We start from the raw sequence: 16,777 nt of genomic DNA, 5'->3' as shown, positions 1-16,777 counted from the left end.
CCCCGGGGACGGGTGGGGGCGGCGAGGGGCGGGGGCGCGGCGGGCACGCGCCCCCGCCCTCCGGTCACACGCCGGCGGTCGTGGCCTGCTGGACGGCCGGGGCCGCCGCGCCGTCCTGGCTCACCGGCGCCAGCCGGATGAGGCCGTAGTCGTAGGCGTGCCGCCGGTAGACCACCGTCGGCTGCCCGGTGTCGGCGCACTGGAACAGGAAGAAGTCGTGCCCGACCAGCTCCATCTCGTGGAGGGCCTGATCGACGGTCATGGGCGTGGCGGGGTGGTGCTTCTCGCGCACGATCTGCCCGGGCAGGTGCTCGTCCAGCTCGGTGACGTGCGGCCCGGCGGCCAGCGCGCGGTCGAGTTCCAGCTGCTCCTCGATGGGCAGCTCGGGGTGGCCGGCATCCAGGGGGGCCCCGGTCAGCCGGACGCTCGCCGGCGTGCGCCTCCCGTGGTGCACCCGGCGGCGGTCGGCGGCGCGGCGCAGCCGGTTGTCCAGCTTCGCGCTGGCCAGGTCGAGAGCGGCGTAGAAGTCGGGCCCGGCCGCTTCCGCGCGGACCACCGGCCCCTTGCCCCGCAGCGTGATCTCCACCCGCTGGCAGTTGGCCGCCTGGCGGGGGTTCTTCTCGTGGAAGAGCTCGACGTCGATGCGCGAGAGCTTGGTGTCGAACCGCTCCAGCTGACCGACCTTGTCCTCCACGTGTTGGCGGTAGTGCTCCGGCACCTCGACGTTGCGACCACGGACCACGATCTCCATGAGACCTCCCGGTAGGGACGTGCGTTGGTCGCATCGACGCTAGTCCCTCCTCCCGGGGGGCGACAGTCGATCGAGGTCGGCCGCGGGGCCGTTCGCGGGCCGCCACCGACCGGCGCCACCGGGGCCCGCGGGGGCCCGGGGGGTGGCGGCCACGACGGCGGCGAGCACCGGCAGCTCGTGCGGCCCGCGGCCCGCGGCCAGCACCGACGCCGCCTCGCTCAGGGTCGCGCCGCTGGTCACCACGTCGTCGACCAGCACGAGCAGCGCACCCGCCGGACGGCGCCGGGCGTCGAGCGCGAACGTGCCGGCGAGGTTGGCGCGGCGCTCGGGCGCGGAGAGGCCGGCGGAGTCGCGCACCCGGCCCTGGCGCCGCAGCGCCCGGCACTCGGCGGCCGGCAGGCCCGCGGCCCGGAGCTCGCCGACCGCCCGTCCGGTCAGCTCCCGCACGTGGTCCCGCCCGCGGTCCCGCACGGCGGCCGGGGACGTGGGCACCGGGACCAGCAGGACCGGCCGGGACCGGTCCCCGGCGCCCAGCCGGACGGCGGCGACCGCCAGGGCGAGCGCGGCACCCAGCGGAGTGGCCAGCTCCGCCCGCCCCTGCTCCTTGAAGGCGTTGACCGCCGGGCGGACCGGACCGGCGTAGGCGCCGGCCGCCACCGTCGGCGGGAAGCCGTCGGGAAACCGGCGGGGCTGGGCCGGGCGGGGCGCGGCGAGGCACCGGGCGCACCGCGGGCACAGCACCGCGCCGGGCCGCCCGCAGCCCGCGCAGGTGCGCGGCAGCACCAGGTCGGCCAGCGCCGCGCCCACCTCGCGCAGCAGTGCTCCGGCCACACGGCACGGTAGGCGCCGTCCCCGGGGCGCGCCGGGCTCGCGAGGCGTGCGGTGGACGGGGCCTTCGCCTGTGGATGCCGTGCTCAGAGCGGGTAGAACGGCGCCGTTCCCGGCAGCGACTCCGCACCCCGCACGAGGGTCGACCAGGTGCCCCCGGTCAGCTGCCAGATGGCGTCGTCCGCGGTGACCAGCGGTTGGCGGGTGGGGGCGACGCCCAGGGACGTCGGCTGGCTGGGCAGCCCCGACGTCGGCACCCGCGACAGCCCCCAGCCGTCCACGCCCACGGAGTAGGGGACGATCCGCTCCTCGCCCTCGTCGCCGGCCAGCACCAGCAGGCTGCCGCTGTCCCGCCAGCCCACGTCGATCACCTGGGCGAGCGTCGGCGCGACGGCCCGCAGGTCGCGCAGCACCACCGAGCCGTCGTCCTCCGACCGCACGACGGTGCCCACGTACAGCCGCCTGCCCTGCGGGCCCTCGATGACCACCGCGGCGCGCACGCCGTCCGGTGAGAGCTGGATGAGGTCGGCGCGGCCGAGGCCGCCGAGGGTCGGGGCCGCCACCGGCTGGGGCGGGCCGCCCGCCGGCACGCGCACCACCTCGGAGCCGTTGCGCACCACCCACGCCTCGGTGCGCGTGGCGGCCACCGTCGGGGCGCTCAGCGAGTCCGCGCTCAGCACGGGGGTGAGCTCCCCGCCGTACTGGCCGGCGAGCAGGGTGGCGCCGCCGGCGGGCTCGTTCCGCGTTCCGGTGAGGAAGGACAGCGCACCGGTCGGGGTCTCGGCCCCGATCGCCGCGCTGCTCAGCCCGTAGGCGCCCTCGCCGGCCGGGCCCGGTGCCGGCTCGCCGTCCGGCACGGTGCGGAGCGCGCCGTCCAGGAGGTAGTGCCCGACGCCGTCGACCGGCACCGCGTCCGGGTCGTAGGAGGCCCAGTCCTCGACGGTCTGGCGCGCCGGGACGCCGTCGGGGACCACCGGCTCGCCGTCCAGCAGCACGATGACGTCCCGGATCTGCGGCTGGTCGAGCTGCTGGAGGGTCCACACCAGCTGCGCGCTGATCTGCGCGAGCAGCGGGGAGGGCTCGGCGGGCAGCCCGGTCAGCTCGACCGTCGCCGTCTGCCCCTGCACGGTGACGCTGCCCTCCAGCTCCACGCCCGCCAGCGGGTTCTGGACGCCGGCGGCCAGCGGCGCCGACGGGCCCTCGATCACCCTCTCGACGATCGTGGTCGCCTGGGACCCGCCGGTGATCAGGTACCGGGGGTCGGGCACCACCCGTTGCCGGGTGGGGTCCAGGAAGTAGGCGTCGACCTGGTCGTAGAGCCGCCGGAAGTCCGGCTCCAGCATGATCAGGCCCTCCTGCGGGTCGGTGATCCGCCACTCGCCGTCGATCTGCTCGAGGCGGAACTGCCGCGTGAAGACCCCGCGGTCGGCCACGGTGAACACCCCGCGCGAGTCGACCTTCCCGATCAGGTTGGCGGTGACGGTGACCGTGCCGGGATCGGTGGTCACCGTCGCGAAGTCCGTGCCGATGACGCTGATGCCGACGTCGGACCAGGACTCGGCGGCGTCGGGGGTCAGGTACTGGCGGGCCACGGGGTGCCGGGGCACCGTGCTGGCCGCGGCGTCGATGAAGTCGTTGACGATCTCCTCGGGGCTGGCGCCGGGGGCCGGCGGCAGGGGCTCGATGCCGACCGACTCCACCACCCGTGTCGGCGCCTGGGTGATCTCGACGACGGGCGAGCTGGTCGGCACCGTCGAGCAGCCGACCAGCGCGAGCAGCGTGCTCAGCAGGACGGCGACCGACGACGGCCGGGCGCTCATCGCGCCGTCCGCGGACGGTGCAGCCGGACGGGGCGCAGCGGGAGCGGGGAGCTGGTGAGCTCGGCCCCGGCCACCAGCGGCACGGTCAGCCGGAACTGTGCGCCGGCGCCGGGCTGACCCCAGACCTGCAGCCATCCCCCGTGCAGCCGGGCGTCCTCGAGGCTGATCGACAGCCCCAGCCCGCTGCCGCCGACGGTGCGCACCCGGGAGGGGTCGGCCCGCCAGAACCGGTCGAACACGTGCTGGGCCTCCCCCGCACTGAGCCCCACGCCGTGGTCGCGGACGGCGACCGCGGCCGCGGAGCGGTTGGCGGCGAGGGTGATCTCCACGGGGTGCCCCGAGCCGTGCTCGATGGCGTTGCCGACCAGGTTGCGGAGGATCCGCTCGACCCGGCGGGCGTCGACCTCGGCCAGGACGCCGTCGGGCGGCCGGGTCACCTTCAGCTCGCACTGGTGCCGCTCCGCGAGGGACTCCATGCCGTCCACGACCCGGTTCACCAGCACGCCGAGGTCGGTCGGGGCCCAGTCGAGGACCGCCGCCCCGGCGTCGTAGCGGCTGATCTCGAGCAGGTCGCTGAGCAGCGCCTCGAACCGGTCGAGCTCCGCGCGCAGCAGCTCGGCGGACCGGGAGACGTGCGGCGGGAACTCACTGCGCGTCTCGTAGATCACGTCGGCGGCCATCTGCACGGTCGTCAACGGCGTGCGCAGCTCGTGCGACACGTCGGAGGTGAACCGCTGCTGCAGCTGCGAGAGCCCCTCCAGCTGGGTGATCTGCCGCTGCAGGCTGTCGGCCATGGCGTTGAAGCTCGTGGCCAGGCGCGCCAGGTCGTCCTCGCCGCGGACGGCCATCCGCTCCTCCAGCTGGCCCTCCGCCAGCCGCTGCGCGGTGCCCGCGGCCTGCCGCACCGGGTCGACCACCAGCCGGGTCACCAGGACGCCGATGCCCACGACGAGCAGGGTGAGGGCCACGCCGCTGATCACGACGGTGCTGCGGATCAGGGAGAGGCTCTCCTGCTCCTGCTGCAGCGGGAACGCGTAGTACAGCTCCAGCTGGTCCGGGCCCTGGGCGTCGCCGGTGACCGGCGCGCCCACGAGCAGGCTCGACTGCGGTTCGCCGGTGTCCTCGGTCGGGATGGTGTCGAACTTCCACGCCTGGCTGCCGGAGTCCACCGTCGCGCGCAGGTCCTCGGGCAGCGCGTCGAGGAGGAAACGGCGGCTGACCGCCGGGGTCTCCCGCGAGCCGGTGTAGACCATGACGACGTCGAAGTCACCGGCCGCTCCGCCGCGGTCGAGCAGCTGGTTCACCGTGCGGGCGAGGGTGGACCGCACGCTGGCGGCGTCGCCGGTCGCGATGCCGGCCACCTCGCTCTGCGCGTAGACGACCCCGGCCTGGACCTGGTCGATCGCGGCCTTGCGCTTCACGTCCAGCAGCTGGTCCCGGATCTGGCTGAACAGCACCATGCTGACGATCACCACGACCGTGCCGGCGACGAGCATCGTGATCGCGCCGATGCGGACCTGCAGCGACGAGCGCCAGGTGTGCAGTGCCCGGCCGGCCAGTCGCCGGCCGCTCAGCAGCGCCCTCCGGCGGGCCCGTCCGGCTCGCCGGCGCAGCCGCCGCAGGCCGGCGGAGCGCTCGTCGCGGCTGCGCCACGACGGTCGGGAACCCGGCGGCGGTTCACCCGGCGCGGTGCCCGCCTCGGCGGTCCGGGTGGCGGTCACCGGACCAGTGTCCCTCAGCCGGCGGCCGCAGCGGCGGGGCGACTCACGGCGCACCCTGGTTCGCTGCCGCGGCCCGCTCCGCTCCTCGCTCGTCCCTCGCTGCGATGCTCACGGGCCTGTCCGCTCACGGCGGCCCGGCCTTGTAACCCACCCCGCGCACCGTCAGCACCACCTCGGGCCGCTCCGGGTCGCGCTCGACCTTCGCCCGGAGCCGCTGCACGTGCACGTTCACCAGCCGGGTGTCGGCCGCGTGCCGGTAGCCCCACACCTGCTCGAGGAGCAGCTCCCGGGTGAACACCTGCCGGGGCTTGCGGGCCAGCGCCACCAGCAGGTCGAACTCCAGGGGGGTGAGCGCGATGGGGACGCCGTCCCGGGTCACCTGGTGCGCGGGGACGTCGATCTGCACGTCGCCGATGCTCAGGCTCTCCGCCTGCCCGGTCTCCCCGCGCCGCAGCTGGGCGCGCACGCGGGCGACCAGCTCCACCGGCTTGAACGGCTTGGTCACGTAGTCGTCCGCGCCGGCCTCGAGGCCCTGGACGACGTCGATCGTGTCGCCCTTGGCGGTGAGCATGACGATCGGCACCGTCGACTGGGTGCGGATGTCCTGGCAGATCTGCAGGCCGTTGCGCCCGGGCAGCATCAGGTCCAGCAGCACGAGGTCGGGCCGGGTCTGCTGGAAGACGCCGACGGCGCGGTTGCCGTCGGAGACGAAGGCCGGCTCGTAGCCCTCCCGGCGCAGCACGATGCCGAGCATCTCGGCGAGCGCGGCGTCGTCGTCGACGACCAGGACGCGGCCGCGGGAGGGTCCGTTCTGGGGCGCAGTGGGTGGCACGGGGCCCATTCTGCGCTGATCAGGCGAAAAGGGCGCCCACCCACCCGGGTGAGATGCCACGGCGGGTCGCCCGGCGCCCTCCTCCGCCCGAGGGATCAGGCACAGGAAGCTCTACCTACGTCCGGGGCGCCGGACCCGCAGGTGGAGCTTCCTGTGCCTGGATGGCGACGATCAGTAGCGGTAGTGGTCGCTCTTGTAGGGCCCCTCGACCGGCACGCCGATGTAGTCGGCCTGCACCTTGGACAGCTCGGTGAGCTTCACCCCGAGCGCGTCGAGGTGCAGCCGGGCCACGTGCTCGTCGAGCTTCTTGGGCAGCACGGTCACGCCGGGGGTCCGGCCCTCGTAGGCGGCCCGGTTGGTCCACAGCTCGATCTGGGCGAGCACCTGGTTGGAGAACGAGGCGCTCATGACGAAGCTGGGGTGCCCGGTGGCGTTGCCGAGGTTCAGCAGCCGGCCCTCGGACAGCAGGATGATCGTGTGGCCGTCGGCGAACCGCCACTCGTCGACCTGCGGCTTGATCGTGGTCCGCTCGATGCCCGGGGTGCGGGCGAGCCCGGCCACGTCGATCTCGTTGTCGAAGTGGCCGATGTTCCCGATGATCGCCTGGTGCTTGGTCCGGCCGAGCTGGTCGGCCGAGATGATGTCCTTGTTGCCGGTCGCGGTGATGATGATGTCGGCCTTGCCGATGACCTCGTCCAGCGTGGTCACCTCGTACCCGTGCATCGCCGCCTGCAGGGCGTTGATCGGGTCGATCTCGGTGACGATCACGCGGGCACCCTGGCCGCGGAGGGACTCCGCACAGCCCTTGCCCACGTCGCCGTAGCCGCACACCACGGCCACCTTGCCGCCGATCATCACGTCGGTGGCGCGGTTGATCCCGTCGATCAGCGAATGCCGGCAGCCGTAGAGGTTGTCGAACTTGCTCTTGGTCACCGAGTCGTTGACGTTGATCGCCGGGAAGAGCAGCCGCTCCTCGCGGGCGAGCTCGTAGAGCCGCATGACCCCGGTGGTGGTCTCCTCGGTGACGCCCGCGATGCCCTGGCCGATGCGGGTCCAGTAGCCGCCGTCCTCGGCGAGCGTGCCGCGCAGCACGTCGAGGATCACGCCGTACTCCTCGGAGTCGGCCTCGGTGGTGTCGGGGACGACGCCGTCGGCCTCGAAGCGGGTGCCCAGGTGGATCAGCAGGGTGGCGTCGCCGCCGTCGTCGAGCAGCATGTTCGGCCCGACGACCTCACCGGAGGAGTCCCGGAACTCGAACAGCCGCTGGGTGCACCACCAGTACTCGGGCAGCGTCTCGCCCTTCCAGGCGAACACCGGGACACCGGCGGGCTGCTCCGGGGTGCCGTCGCCGACGACGATCGCGGCGGCCGCGTGGTCCTGCGTGGAGAAGATGTTGCAGCTGACCCAGCGCACGTCGGCGCCCAGCGCGGTCAGCGTCTCGATCAGCACGGCGGTCTGCACCGTCATGTGCAGGGAGCCGGCGATGCGGGCGCCGGCCAGCGGCTGCGCGTCGCCGTACTCGGCGCGCAGCGCCATCAGGCCGGGCATCTCGTGCTCGGCGAGCTGGATCTCCTTGCGGCCGAAGCCGGCGAGGGAGAGGTCGGCGACCTTGAAGTCGGCCTCGCCGGTCGGGGTGGTCAGTCCACGGGTGCCAGTGCTGGCGGTCATGTCGCTCCAGGTCCGCGCCCGCACTCGTCGGCGGGCGCTCGGGGTCAGAAGGAGAGCGAGCATGCCGAGGCTTCGGCGGGGCTCGTGCCGTCGTCCAGGATAGGACGGCGGCCCGGGACGTCGTGACTCCCGGCTCGAGAATTCGGTCGTGCACGATCTGCATCGGCACGCGCCGACGGCGGCTGGAGTCAGGACTCGCAGCCGACCCCGTCGCCGTCGCCGTCGAAGGCGGGCGAGAAGCCGGGGTCGGCGCGCCGGATGGGAGCGGCCCCGGCCGCCCGGACGGCGGCGCAGTCGGCGTAGACCGGCGCGGCGGGCCCGGGGGTCGTGGCGACCTCCGGAGCGGGGCCCGCGGCGTCCGGGCCGGGGCCGGGCAGCGGCTCGTCGGGGCAGCCGGCCAGGACGCCGGCCATCGCGTCGTGCTCGGCCTGCGTCACCCACAACCCGTAGCCGGCCTTCACCGCGACCTGCCGGGCGACGTAGGCGCAGCGGAACGAGGTGTCCGGCGGCAGCCAGGTCGCGGCGTCGCCGTCGCCCTTCTGCATGTTGAGCGGGCCGTCGGCGGCCAGGAGGTTCACCGGGTCGTTGGCGAACCGGACCCGTTCGGCCTCGTCCCAGCCCTGGGCGCCCTTCTGCCAGGCGTCGGACAGCGCGACCACGTGGTCGATCTGCACGTCGTCGCTGGTGCCCTCACCGCGGCGGAACTCGATCGTGCGGCCGGAGTACGGGTCGGCGAGGGTGCCGGTGAGCACGACGCAGTCCCGGGTGCCGGGCCGGAACGTCTCGCCGGTGAGGTCGCGCGCGAGGATGTCGTTGCGGGTGTCGCAGCCGTTGCGGTCGGTGTCCACCCAGCCGTCGCCGAAGCGGTCCCGCTCGTAGCCGGTGCGCGGCGCCCGGCCCTTGACCGCGACGCCGTCCAGTGCGGCCAGGGCCGAGCCGGCCACCGGGGTGCCGCCGGCGGTGGCGGCCGCGGGCTGCGGGGCCCCGCTGCTCCCGGCCGGGTCGAGCTCGCCGCAGCCGGCCGGGGCGCTCGCGAGGCCCAGCACGAGGACCGCGCCCCCGAGACGGCGCGGCCAGGAGCCGGGACGGACGTGCACGGAACTCCCCCACCCAGCCGGAACCACTCGGCCCCGACGCTAGGCCGGTCCGCGGCCGCTCCGGCGGCGCAACGCCGGGCCGCGGCCGGTCAGCTCAGGTTCGTGGTGGCCCGGTAGAGGACGGCGGGGCCGCGGGCGCTGACCGGGGCCCCTGCGGGGATGAACGCCGACCGCCCCTTCTCCAGGGTCAGTTCCCCGTCGGCGGAGGCGAGCACGGCGGTGCCCTCGGTGCACAGCAGCACCTGCGGACCGCGCGTGGTGAGGACGCCGGAGCCGTCGTCGAGCTGGCACCGGGTGAGGTCGAAGTCGGCCACCGGCACCGGGTAGCGCAGGCCGCCGGGCCCGAGCACCGGGTGGATCACCGGCACCCGCCCGTCGCTGAAGTCGAGCACCTCGATCAGCGCCGCCAGGTCGACGTGCTTGGCCGTGAGCCCGCCGCGCAGCACGTTGTCCGAGCTGGCCATCACCTCGACGCCGGCGCCGGACAGGTAGGCGTGCAGGTTGCCCGCGGGGAGGTACACCGCCTCCCCCGGCGCCAGCTTCAGGTGGTTGCACATCAGCGAGATGACGACGCCGGGGTCACCGGGGTAGGACTCGGCGAGAGTGGCGGCCCAGCGGTAGGTGTTGATGAACTCCGGGTCGTGGGCGGCCACGAACCGCCGGGCGGCGACGGCGACCGCCTCGACCAGCGTGGTCCGGCCCTCCGGGGGCAGGGCGAGCAGCTGCGGGATCGCGGCCCGCAGCCCGCCACGGGCGAGGGCGGCGATCGTCGGCTTGAGCTCGGGCACCTGGAGCTTGGCCAGGCAGTGCAGGGACTCCTCGACCGGGCGGAAGCCGCACAGCGCCTCGAAGGTGGTGAGCGCCAGCAGCAGCTCGGGCTTGTGCGAGGCGTCCTTGAAGGTGCGCGTCGGGTCGTCCCGCGGGATGCCGGCGGCCTCCTCGGCCGCGTAGCCGGCCTGCGCCTGCTCGATGGTGGGGTGGGCCTGCAGCGACAGCGGGGTGTCGGCGGCGAGCACCTTCATGAGGAAGGGCAGCCGGTCCCCGAACCGCGCGCGCACCGGCTCGCCGAGCAGCAGGCCGGGCCGGGCCTCGATCGCCTCGTCCAGCGGGGTCCCGTCGGAGAGCACGCTCGGCTCGTCCGGGTGCGCACCCATCCAGAGCTCGGCGTAGGGCTGCTCGGCCGGGCTGGGCTCACCGAGCAGTTCGGGGATGACCGTGCGCGAGCCCCACGGGTAGTGACGCACGGTGTTCGTCAGAAGCCACATCGGGATCGCAGGCTACCCGCCCGCGGGAGCCCCGGACCCCGACGGCGCCCCCGCCCTCCCCCCAACGGCGGATCCGGGGATCCCGGCTGCTCAGACCGCTGCCCGCACGTCCGGGGCGCCCAGGCGCGCGGCGTCGGCGGTCCGGTCGTCGAGCATCCGCTGCGACTCCCGCTCCGCCTCGACCCGCGCCGTGTAGTGCCGGACCTCGCGGGCGGTGCGCTCGTCGTCCCAGCCGAGGACCCCGCCCATCAGCGCCGCCACCTGCGGCGCCGACTCCACCCCCCGGTGCGGCGTCTCGATCGAGATGCGGGTGCGGCGGGTCAGCACGTCGTCGACGTGCAGCGCCCCCTCGGCGGTCACCGCGTGCACCACCTCCGCCGCCAGGTGCTCGGGGGCGCCGTCCAGGGGCCGGCCCAGCGCCGGGTCGCCGCGCACGAGGTCGAGGACGGCGAGCACCTCGTCGCCGTGGCGGTGCAGCAGCCGGGTCACCGTCTCCTCGGGCAGGCCGTGCTCCGCGGCGAGCCCGGCGGCCCGGTCGCGCACCCCCGCCCAGCCGCGGGCGCCGACCAGCGGCAGCTGCGCGGTGCGCGAGCCCGGCGCTCCCGGCAGCGCCTCCACCGCGGCGTCGACGGCGTCGGCGGCCATCACCCGGTAGGTCGTGTACTTGCCACCGGCCACCAGCACCAGCCCCGGCACCGGGGTGACGACGGCGTGCTCGCGGGACAGCCGGCTGGTCTCGTCGGACTCCCCCGCCAGCAGCGGCCGCAGCCCCGCGTACACGCCGACGACGTCGTCGGCCGAGAGCGGCCGGCTGAGCACCCGGTTGACCTGGTCGAGCAGGTAGGCGATGTCCGCGCTGCTGGCGGCCGGGTGGTCGCGGTCCAGCCGCCAGGGGGTGTCGGTGGTGCCGACGATCCACCGGTCCCGCCAGGGGATCACGAACAGCACGCTGGTCGGCGTCCGGAGGATCAGGCCGTCCGGGCCGAGGTCGCCGCCGTCGATGGCCGTGCGCGGCACCACGAGGTGCACCCCCTTGGAGGCGCGCACCCGGAGGCTGGGAGCCGCTGCCCCGAGCATCTCGCCCACGTCGTCGCTCCAGACGCCGGTGGCGGCGATGACGCTGCGGGCGCGGACCTCGAAGGAGGAGCCGTCGGTCAGGTCGGCGACCCGGACGCCGGTGACGGCGGCGTCCGGCGCCTCCCCGTCGCGCAGCAGCCCGACCACCCGCGCGCTCGAGAGCGCGGCCGCGCCGTAGCCGGCGGCCGTCCGGACCACGGCGAGGGTGTGCCGCGCGTCGTCGACCTGGGCGTCCCAGTAGCGGATGGCGCCGCGGACGACGTCACGCCGGAGCGCCGGGAAGGCCCGCAGCGCGGCCCGCCGGGAGAGGTGCCGGTGGCGCGGTATCGCCCGGTCGCGGGCGAAGGCCGCGCCGAGCACGTCGTAGAGGGCGACCCCCGCGCCGTAGTACGCCCGCTGCCAGACCGGCGCGGTCAGCGGGAGGAGGAACGGCAGCGGCCGCACGAGGTGGGGGGCGATGGTGGTCACGAGCCGCGCCCGCTCGGTGAGCGCCTCGCGCACCAGCGGGAACGCCAGCTGCTCGAGGTACCGCAGCCCGCCGTGGATCAGCTTGCTCGACCGGCTCGAGGTGCCGGCGGCCCAGTCGCGGGCCTCCAGCAGCCCGACCGACAGGCCCCGGCTGGCGGCGTCCAGCGCGGCTCCGGCGCCGGTCACCCCGCCGCCGATGACGAGGACGTCGACGACGTCGGTGGCCAGCCGCGCGCGGTCGGCCCGCCGCCGCTCCGGCGACAGCAGCGTGCGGTCGGTCTCCCCCGGGTGCATGCCCTCCACTGTCCCTGCCGACCGCCCGGTCGCGCACCCGCGACCCGCCGCGACGGGCTGGGCGCCGCCCGGTGGCCCGCCTAGTGGGCCGCCGCCCCGTCCTTCTTCCGGTGCAGCGTCAGGTTCAGCACCAGGACGACCAGCGCCCCGATCACGAGGCCGAGCAGCGCACTGGCCAGCGTGTTGACCAGCCAGCCGACGACCCCGCCGAGCGCACCGGTGGCGTCGTGGGCCAGCTCCTCCAGGTGGTGCACGACCTCGTACAGGCCGTGCCAGCCCAGCTCGTCGGTGCCGACCAGGATGATGTGCCCGCCGACCCACAGCATCGCCGCGGTGCCGATGACGGTGAGCGCCGAGAGCAGCTTGGGCATGCCCCTCACCAGGCCGCGGCCGAACGCGGCCACGCCCTTCCCGGCCCGCTGCGACAGGCTCAGCCCGACGTCGTCCATCTTCACGATCAGGCCCACGACGCCGTACACCAGCACGGTGATACCGATCGCGACGACCACCAGGATGATCGCCCGGGACCAGAACGCCTCGCTGGCCACCTCGTTGAGGCTGATGACCATGATCTCGGCCGACAGGATGAAGTCGGTGCGCACGGCGCCGGAGACGATCGTCTTCTCGTCCGGCAGCGCGTCCTCCACCGTGGCGTGGGCCTCGGTGTGCCCGCTCACCCGGTGCCAGATCTTCTCCGCCCCCTCGTAGCAGAGGTAGGCACCGCCGATCATGAGGATCGGGGTGAGCAGCCACGGCAGGAACTGGCTGAGCAGCAGGATCGCCGGGAGGATGATCAGCAGCTTGTTGCGGAGCGAGCCCAGGGCGATCTTCTTGATGATCGGCAGCTCGCGGTCGGCGTTGAGCCCGTGCACGTACTGCGGCGTGACGGCGGTGTCGTCGACGACCACGCCGGCGGCCTTCATGCTGGCCCGCCCCGCCGCGGCACCGATGTCGTCGATCGAGGCCGCGGCCGCGCGCGCGAGCACCGCCACGTCGTCCAGCAGGGCTACGAGTCCACCCGCCACGGGGAGTCCTTCCGGTCGGTCAGCCCGGTTCGGCTGTTCGGGTCATGGTGGCCTGTCCGGCGGCGACCCGCTCGGAGGCCGGGCCGGCTCACGGCCGCGCGGCGCGCTCGTGGTCGAGCGCGAGAGCGAGGTAGACGGCGCTGAAGTCGGCGACGGCCAGCTGGCGCGCCACGCGCGGCAGCCGGGCGAAGCGCTCCGGCTCGCCGTGCTCGGCGAGCCCGCTGACCGGGACGCTGTGCGCAGCGGCGGTGCGCAGCACCTGCTGCATCGCCTCGGCGGCCGACCGCGGCTCCCGCTCCTCCGCGCCGCCGTTCGCGCCGGCGTCGGCATCGCGGATCGTGATCAGCCGCAGCCGCCGGCCGGTGTCGTCGGCGCGGTCGCGGAAGAAGTCCTCGGCGTCCTGGGGCGCCAGCGGGCCACCCAGCACGGCGCACGCGGCCACCCGCTGGTCGGGCAGCCGGAACCCGGCCGCCGGCAGCCCGGCCAGCGTGGCCAGCTGGTCGGCGGCGCGGGTCGCGGCCGCCCCGGCGAGCGGCCCCTCGGCGGCGATCACCGGCAGCGCGTCGAGCAGCTCGAGGGCCAGCGTCTTCGCCGGGTTGACCACGGTCTCCCGCGCCGGCCCGCACTCCGCCGCCACCTCGTCGAGGGCCGCGGCCACCGCCTCGGTGTCGGCGGCCCCCTCGGGCAGCAGGCGCAGGTCGGCGGCCAGCCGCAGCATCGGCGTCAGCAGCGACCAGAGCGTCGTGTGCCGCACCCGGCTCCGGGGCAGGGCCACGTACGGGGCCCGGGCGGTCGAGCAGGCCGCCCGCAGGGGCGAGTCGTCGGCTCCGATGCCGACCAGCGACACCCCCCGGCGCGCGGCCTCGTAGGCCGGGGTGACGGCGTACGCGCCCGCCCCGGTGCGGGTGACCACGACGGCGATGTCGCTGGGCCCGGTCCACACCGGCAGCGCCGGACCGGGGACGACGTCGACGGTCACCGGGCTGGAGGGACCCAGCAGGGCCCGCAGCACCGACGCCGCGACCGCCCCCTCCCGCCGGGCCACGATGACCAGGCCCCGGGGGCGGCCGCCCTCGGTGACCCGGCCCAGGCCCGCCTCCTCGGTGAGCCGCGCGGTCTCCCGCACCTGCGCGCCGGCGCCGGCCACGGCCGGCAGCAGTCCGCGCGGATCGCGGGCGCGCAGCAGCTCGAGGTCGTCGAGGACCTCCTCGGCGAGCTCCGGCGAGGTCATGGCGTACCCGCCCTCACCCGCGCTGCCGCGCCTCGTCCAGCAGCAGCACCGGGATGCCGTCGCGGACCGGGAACCCGCGGGAGCAGGTGCCGCAGACCAGCTCGCCGGCCGCCTCGTCGACGGTCAGCGGCGTGTGGTGGGTGTCCGGGCAGGCCAGGATCGCCAGCAGCTCGGGGTCCAGGCCCAGGGGGCCGCTCGACGTGCTGGACGGCGTTCCGGTCATCTCGGCCCCTCCTCGGCGCGCACCGTCGCGAGGACGCGGTCGCGCAGCTCGGTCATCCGCGCCTCGTCCGGCGCCTCCACGTTGAGCCGGAGCAGCGGCTCGGTGTTGCTGGCCCGGAGGTTGAACCAGGCGCCGTCGGGCAGCTCGACGGTCAGCCCGTCGAGCTCGTCGAAGGTCGCGCCCTCCGCCTCGAAGATCTCGCGGACCTCGGCGGTCCGCCCCGCGGCGTCGGCGACGGTGGAGTTGATCTCCCCGGACGCCGCGTAACGGGCGTAGCCGGCGGTCAGCTCCGACAGCGGCCGGCCCTGCTCGCCCAGGGCGGCCAGCACGTGCATGGCCGCGAGCATGCCGGTGTCGGCGCGCCAGAAGTCGCGGAAGTAGTAGTGGGCGGAGTGCTCACCGCCGAAGACGGCGTCGGTGCGGGCCATCTCGGCCTTGATGAACGAGTGCCCCACGCGGGTGCGGACCGGCTGGCCGCCGTGCTCGCGGACGATCTCGGGCACCGCGCGGGAGGTGATCAGGTTGTGGATGATCGTCGTCCCCCGGCCCTTGGCCAGCTCGCGGACGGCGACCAGCGCGGTGATCGCCGACGGGCTCACCGGCGCGCCCTGCTCGTCGACCACGAACACCCGGTCGGCGTCGCCGTCGAACGCCAGGCCGATGTCGGCGCCGTGCTCGACGACCGCCCGCTGCAGGTCGACCAGGTTCGCCGGGTCCAGCGGGTTGGCCTCGTGGTTGGGGAACGAGCCGTCGAGCTCGAAGTACAGCGGGACGATCTCCAGCGGCAGGCCGGCCAGGACGACGGGCACGGTGTGCCCGCCCATGCCGTTGCCGGCGTCGACCACGACCTTCAGCGGCCGGACGCCGCGGAGGTCGACCAGCGAGTGCAGGTGCGCCGCGTAGCCGGCCAGCACGTCCTGGCTGCTCACCGAGCCGACCCGGTCGGGGACCCGGTCGTAGGAGTCGCGCTCGGCCCACTCCCGGATGGTGACCAGCCCGGAGTCCTGGCCGATCGGGGCGGCCCCGGCCCGGCACATCTTGATGCCGTTGTACTGCGCCGGGTTGTGGCTGGCGGTGAACATCGCGCCCGGCACGCCCAGCGAGCCCGCGGCGAAGTACAGCAGGTCGGTGGAGCCGAGGCCCGCCTCGACGACGTCGATACCGCGGGCGATGACGCCCTCGGCGAAGGCCCGCGACAGCGGGATGGAGGAGTCCCGCATGTCGTGGGCGGTCACGACGGTGGTGGCGCCGCTGTCGGCGCGGACGAACTCGGCGAACGCGGCGCCGATCGCCCGCGCGACGTCCTCGTCCCACTGGTCCGGCACGACACCACGGACGTCGTAGGCCTTGATCAGGGCCGAGAGATCACGCACGGAGCGACCTTATCGGTGGGCCGGAGCCCGCGTCGCTCAGGAGAGGTCGGGGAGGATCCGGAGGTGCCCGCGGCGGATCCCGCTGCCGTCGTCGGCGGGCGCGCGCGCCGGCTCGGGCCGGGCCGCCTCGCGCACGGCGTCGGCCAGCGCGAGCAGGTCGTCCCCGGTCGGACCGGCGTCCTCGACGTCGATCTCGTGCCGGACGACCTCCCAGCCGCGGGGCACGGTCAGCCGCTCGGCGTGGAACTCGCACAGGTCGTAGCTGTGCGGCTCGGAGTACGTCGCCAACGGGCCCACGACGGCGGTCGACTCCGCATAGACGTAGGTCAGGGTCGCCGCCGCCGGTTGGGCGCAGCCGCTGCGCGAGCAGCGCCGTGACTGCCTCACCACCGGTTCCTCACGTCAGGCACAGTAATCCCGCCCGGCGGGGCGCGACAGCAGGCGCACCGGGAATCGGCCCGTTCCGCACCATCCTGCACGATGACCCCGTGGGCATCGTCACCGGTCGGGCCGGGGTTGCGGCGTGGCGCGGCGCCGCGCCGGAAGAGTTCCGGCGCGCCGTCCCGGAGCGCGGTGTGTCGCGGCCTGCCGTAGTACCCGCCGTAGTCTTCGCCCCGTCATGAGCCGCCCAGCCCGCCGCCCCGCCCGCTCCCGCCGCGACCGCCACGGCCGCGGGCTGCGCGGCCGTCTGGTGCCCACCCAGGTGCCGCTGTCCCGGAGCCGCGCGGAGCAGTTCGACGACCTGGTCCTCGACGCCGTGGAGGACCTGGAACGGCGCTGGGAACGGGAGCTGGCCGGGGTGGAGTTCGCGGTCGAGGACGTGCCGTGGGTGGAGCGCACCGATCCGGACGAGGCCGAGCTCGACTCCGACGTGCTCGACGACGGCGGCGTGCCGCTGGCCCGGCTGCTGCCGGCCCGCCGGGAGCAGGGGCAGGAGGTCCCGCCGCGCATCGTGGTCTACCGCCGGCCGCTGGAGCTGCGCGCGAACGACCGGGACGACCTGGCCGACCTGGTGCGCGACGTCGTGGTCGACCAGGTGGCCACGCTGCTGGGCCGCGACCCCGAGGAGATCGACCCCACCGGATGACCGGGGGCGGCTGAGAT

15 protein-coding genes are annotated in these 16,777 nt (G+C 75.1%); 1 reads left to right on the top strand and 14 read right to left on the bottom strand.

Features of this window, described 5'->3' with window-relative positions; translation table 11 throughout:
- Window positions 1-64: 64 nt before the first annotated feature.
- The 14 genes from hpf to BD833_RS04635 form a co-directional block, all read right to left on the bottom strand.
- On the bottom strand, window positions 65-751 hold the full coding sequence (hpf, locus tag BD833_RS04700) for a ribosome hibernation-promoting factor, HPF/YfiA family (protein WP_166531946.1): 687 nt from the start codon (window positions 749-751) through the stop codon (window positions 65-67).
- Window positions 752-790: 39 nt separating this feature from the next.
- The gene (locus BD833_RS04695; RefSeq protein ID WP_243737445.1) at window positions 791-1,582 is read right to left on the bottom strand and encodes a ComF family protein; all 792 of its coding nucleotides are present in this window, start codon (window positions 1,580-1,582) and stop codon (window positions 791-793) included.
- Between the two features lie 83 nt (window positions 1,583-1,665).
- Entirely contained in the window at window positions 1,666-3,399 is a 1,734-nt protein-coding gene (locus BD833_RS04690; RefSeq protein ID WP_166531945.1) for an LpqB family beta-propeller domain-containing protein, read from the bottom strand.
- Complete coding sequence (gene mtrB / locus BD833_RS04685; RefSeq protein ID WP_166531944.1) at window positions 3,396-5,120, bottom strand: MtrAB system histidine kinase MtrB; 1,725 nt, start codon at window positions 5,118-5,120, stop codon at window positions 3,396-3,398. The genes BD833_RS04690 and mtrB overlap by 4 nt, the downstream gene beginning before the upstream one ends.
- Before the next feature lie 124 nt (window positions 5,121-5,244).
- Complete coding sequence (mtrA, locus tag BD833_RS04680; RefSeq protein WP_166531943.1) at window positions 5,245-5,961, bottom strand: MtrAB system response regulator MtrA; 717 nt, start codon at window positions 5,959-5,961, stop codon at window positions 5,245-5,247.
- Window positions 5,962-6,123: 162 nt separating this feature from the next.
- Window positions 6,124-7,620: an adenosylhomocysteinase gene (gene ahcY, locus BD833_RS04675; protein ID WP_166531942.1), complete on the bottom strand. Its 1,497-nt coding sequence runs from the start codon at window positions 7,618-7,620 to the stop codon at window positions 6,124-6,126.
- A 188-nt stretch (window positions 7,621-7,808) separates the two neighbouring features.
- Window positions 7,809-8,717: a GmrSD restriction endonuclease domain-containing protein gene (locus tag BD833_RS04670; RefSeq protein ID WP_243737444.1), complete on the bottom strand. Its 909-nt coding sequence runs from the start codon at window positions 8,715-8,717 to the stop codon at window positions 7,809-7,811.
- A gap of 89 nt (window positions 8,718-8,806) precedes the next feature.
- The gene (manA, locus tag BD833_RS04665; protein WP_166531941.1) at window positions 8,807-9,982 is read right to left on the bottom strand and encodes a mannose-6-phosphate isomerase, class I; all 1,176 of its coding nucleotides are present in this window, start codon (window positions 9,980-9,982) and stop codon (window positions 8,807-8,809) included.
- A 90-nt stretch (window positions 9,983-10,072) separates the two neighbouring features.
- Window positions 10,073-11,821, bottom strand: a complete 1,749-nt coding sequence (locus tag BD833_RS04660) for a glycerol-3-phosphate dehydrogenase/oxidase (RefSeq protein ID WP_166531940.1) — start codon at window positions 11,819-11,821, stop codon at window positions 10,073-10,075.
- An 80-nt stretch (window positions 11,822-11,901) separates the two neighbouring features.
- Window positions 11,902-12,846, bottom strand: coding sequence for a DUF808 domain-containing protein (locus BD833_RS04655; RefSeq protein ID WP_166531939.1), 945 nt, complete (start codon window positions 12,844-12,846; stop codon window positions 11,902-11,904).
- Between the two features lie 88 nt (window positions 12,847-12,934).
- Entirely contained in the window at window positions 12,935-14,077 is a 1,143-nt protein-coding gene (locus BD833_RS04650) for an SIS domain-containing protein (protein WP_166531938.1), read from the bottom strand.
- A gap of 13 nt (window positions 14,078-14,090) precedes the next feature.
- On the bottom strand, window positions 14,091-14,300 hold the full coding sequence (locus BD833_RS04645; RefSeq protein WP_243737443.1) for a Trm112 family protein: 210 nt from the start codon (window positions 14,298-14,300) through the stop codon (window positions 14,091-14,093).
- On the bottom strand, window positions 14,297-15,673 hold the full coding sequence (locus tag BD833_RS04640) for a phosphomannomutase/phosphoglucomutase (protein ID WP_166531937.1): 1,377 nt from the start codon (window positions 15,671-15,673) through the stop codon (window positions 14,297-14,299). Before BD833_RS04640 ends, BD833_RS04645 begins: the two co-directional genes overlap by 4 nt.
- 36 nt (window positions 15,674-15,709) lie before the next feature.
- Complete coding sequence (locus tag BD833_RS04635; RefSeq protein WP_166531936.1) at window positions 15,710-16,060, bottom strand: DUF3499 domain-containing protein; 351 nt, start codon at window positions 16,058-16,060, stop codon at window positions 15,710-15,712.
- Between the two features lie 232 nt (window positions 16,061-16,292).
- On the opposite strand from BD833_RS04635, the gene BD833_RS04630 reads away from it, so the two are divergent.
- On the top strand, window positions 16,293-16,760 hold the full coding sequence (locus tag BD833_RS04630; RefSeq protein WP_166531935.1) for a metallopeptidase family protein: 468 nt from the start codon (window positions 16,293-16,295) through the stop codon (window positions 16,758-16,760).
- Window positions 16,761-16,777 lie beyond the last annotated feature (17 nt).

Source organism: Blastococcus xanthinilyticus, from assembly GCF_008124835.1.
GTDB classification, from domain to species: domain Bacteria; phylum Actinomycetota; class Actinomycetes; order Mycobacteriales; family Geodermatophilaceae; genus Blastococcus; species Blastococcus xanthinilyticus.
This window is presented reverse-complemented; position numbering and strand designations above follow the sequence as displayed.

Coding starts and splice junctions, on each gene's coding strand:
- hpf (WP_166531946.1), bottom strand. CDS start 751: ATGGAGATCGTGGTCCGTGGTCGCAACGTCGAGGTGCCGGAGCACTAC.
- BD833_RS04690 (WP_166531945.1), bottom strand. CDS start 3,399: ATGAGCGCCCGGCCGTCGTCGGTCGCCGTCCTGCTGAGCACGCTGCTC.
- mtrA (WP_166531943.1), bottom strand. CDS start 5,961: ATGGGCCCCGTGCCACCCACTGCGCCCCAGAACGGACCCTCCCGCGGC.
- ahcY (WP_166531942.1), bottom strand. CDS start 7,620: ATGACCGCCAGCACTGGCACCCGTGGACTGACCACCCCGACCGGCGAG.
- manA (WP_166531941.1), bottom strand. CDS start 9,982: ATGTGGCTTCTGACGAACACCGTGCGTCACTACCCGTGGGGCTCGCGC.
- BD833_RS04660 (WP_166531940.1), bottom strand. CDS start 11,821: ATGCACCCGGGGGAGACCGACCGCACGCTGCTGTCGCCGGAGCGGCGG.
- BD833_RS04650 (WP_166531938.1), bottom strand. CDS start 14,077: ATGACCTCGCCGGAGCTCGCCGAGGAGGTCCTCGACGACCTCGAGCTG.
- BD833_RS04645 (WP_243737443.1), bottom strand. CDS start 14,300: ATGACCGGAACGCCGTCCAGCACGTCGAGCGGCCCCCTGGGCCTGGAC.
- BD833_RS04630 (WP_166531935.1), top strand. CDS start 16,293: ATGAGCCGCCCAGCCCGCCGCCCCGCCCGCTCCCGCCGCGACCGCCAC.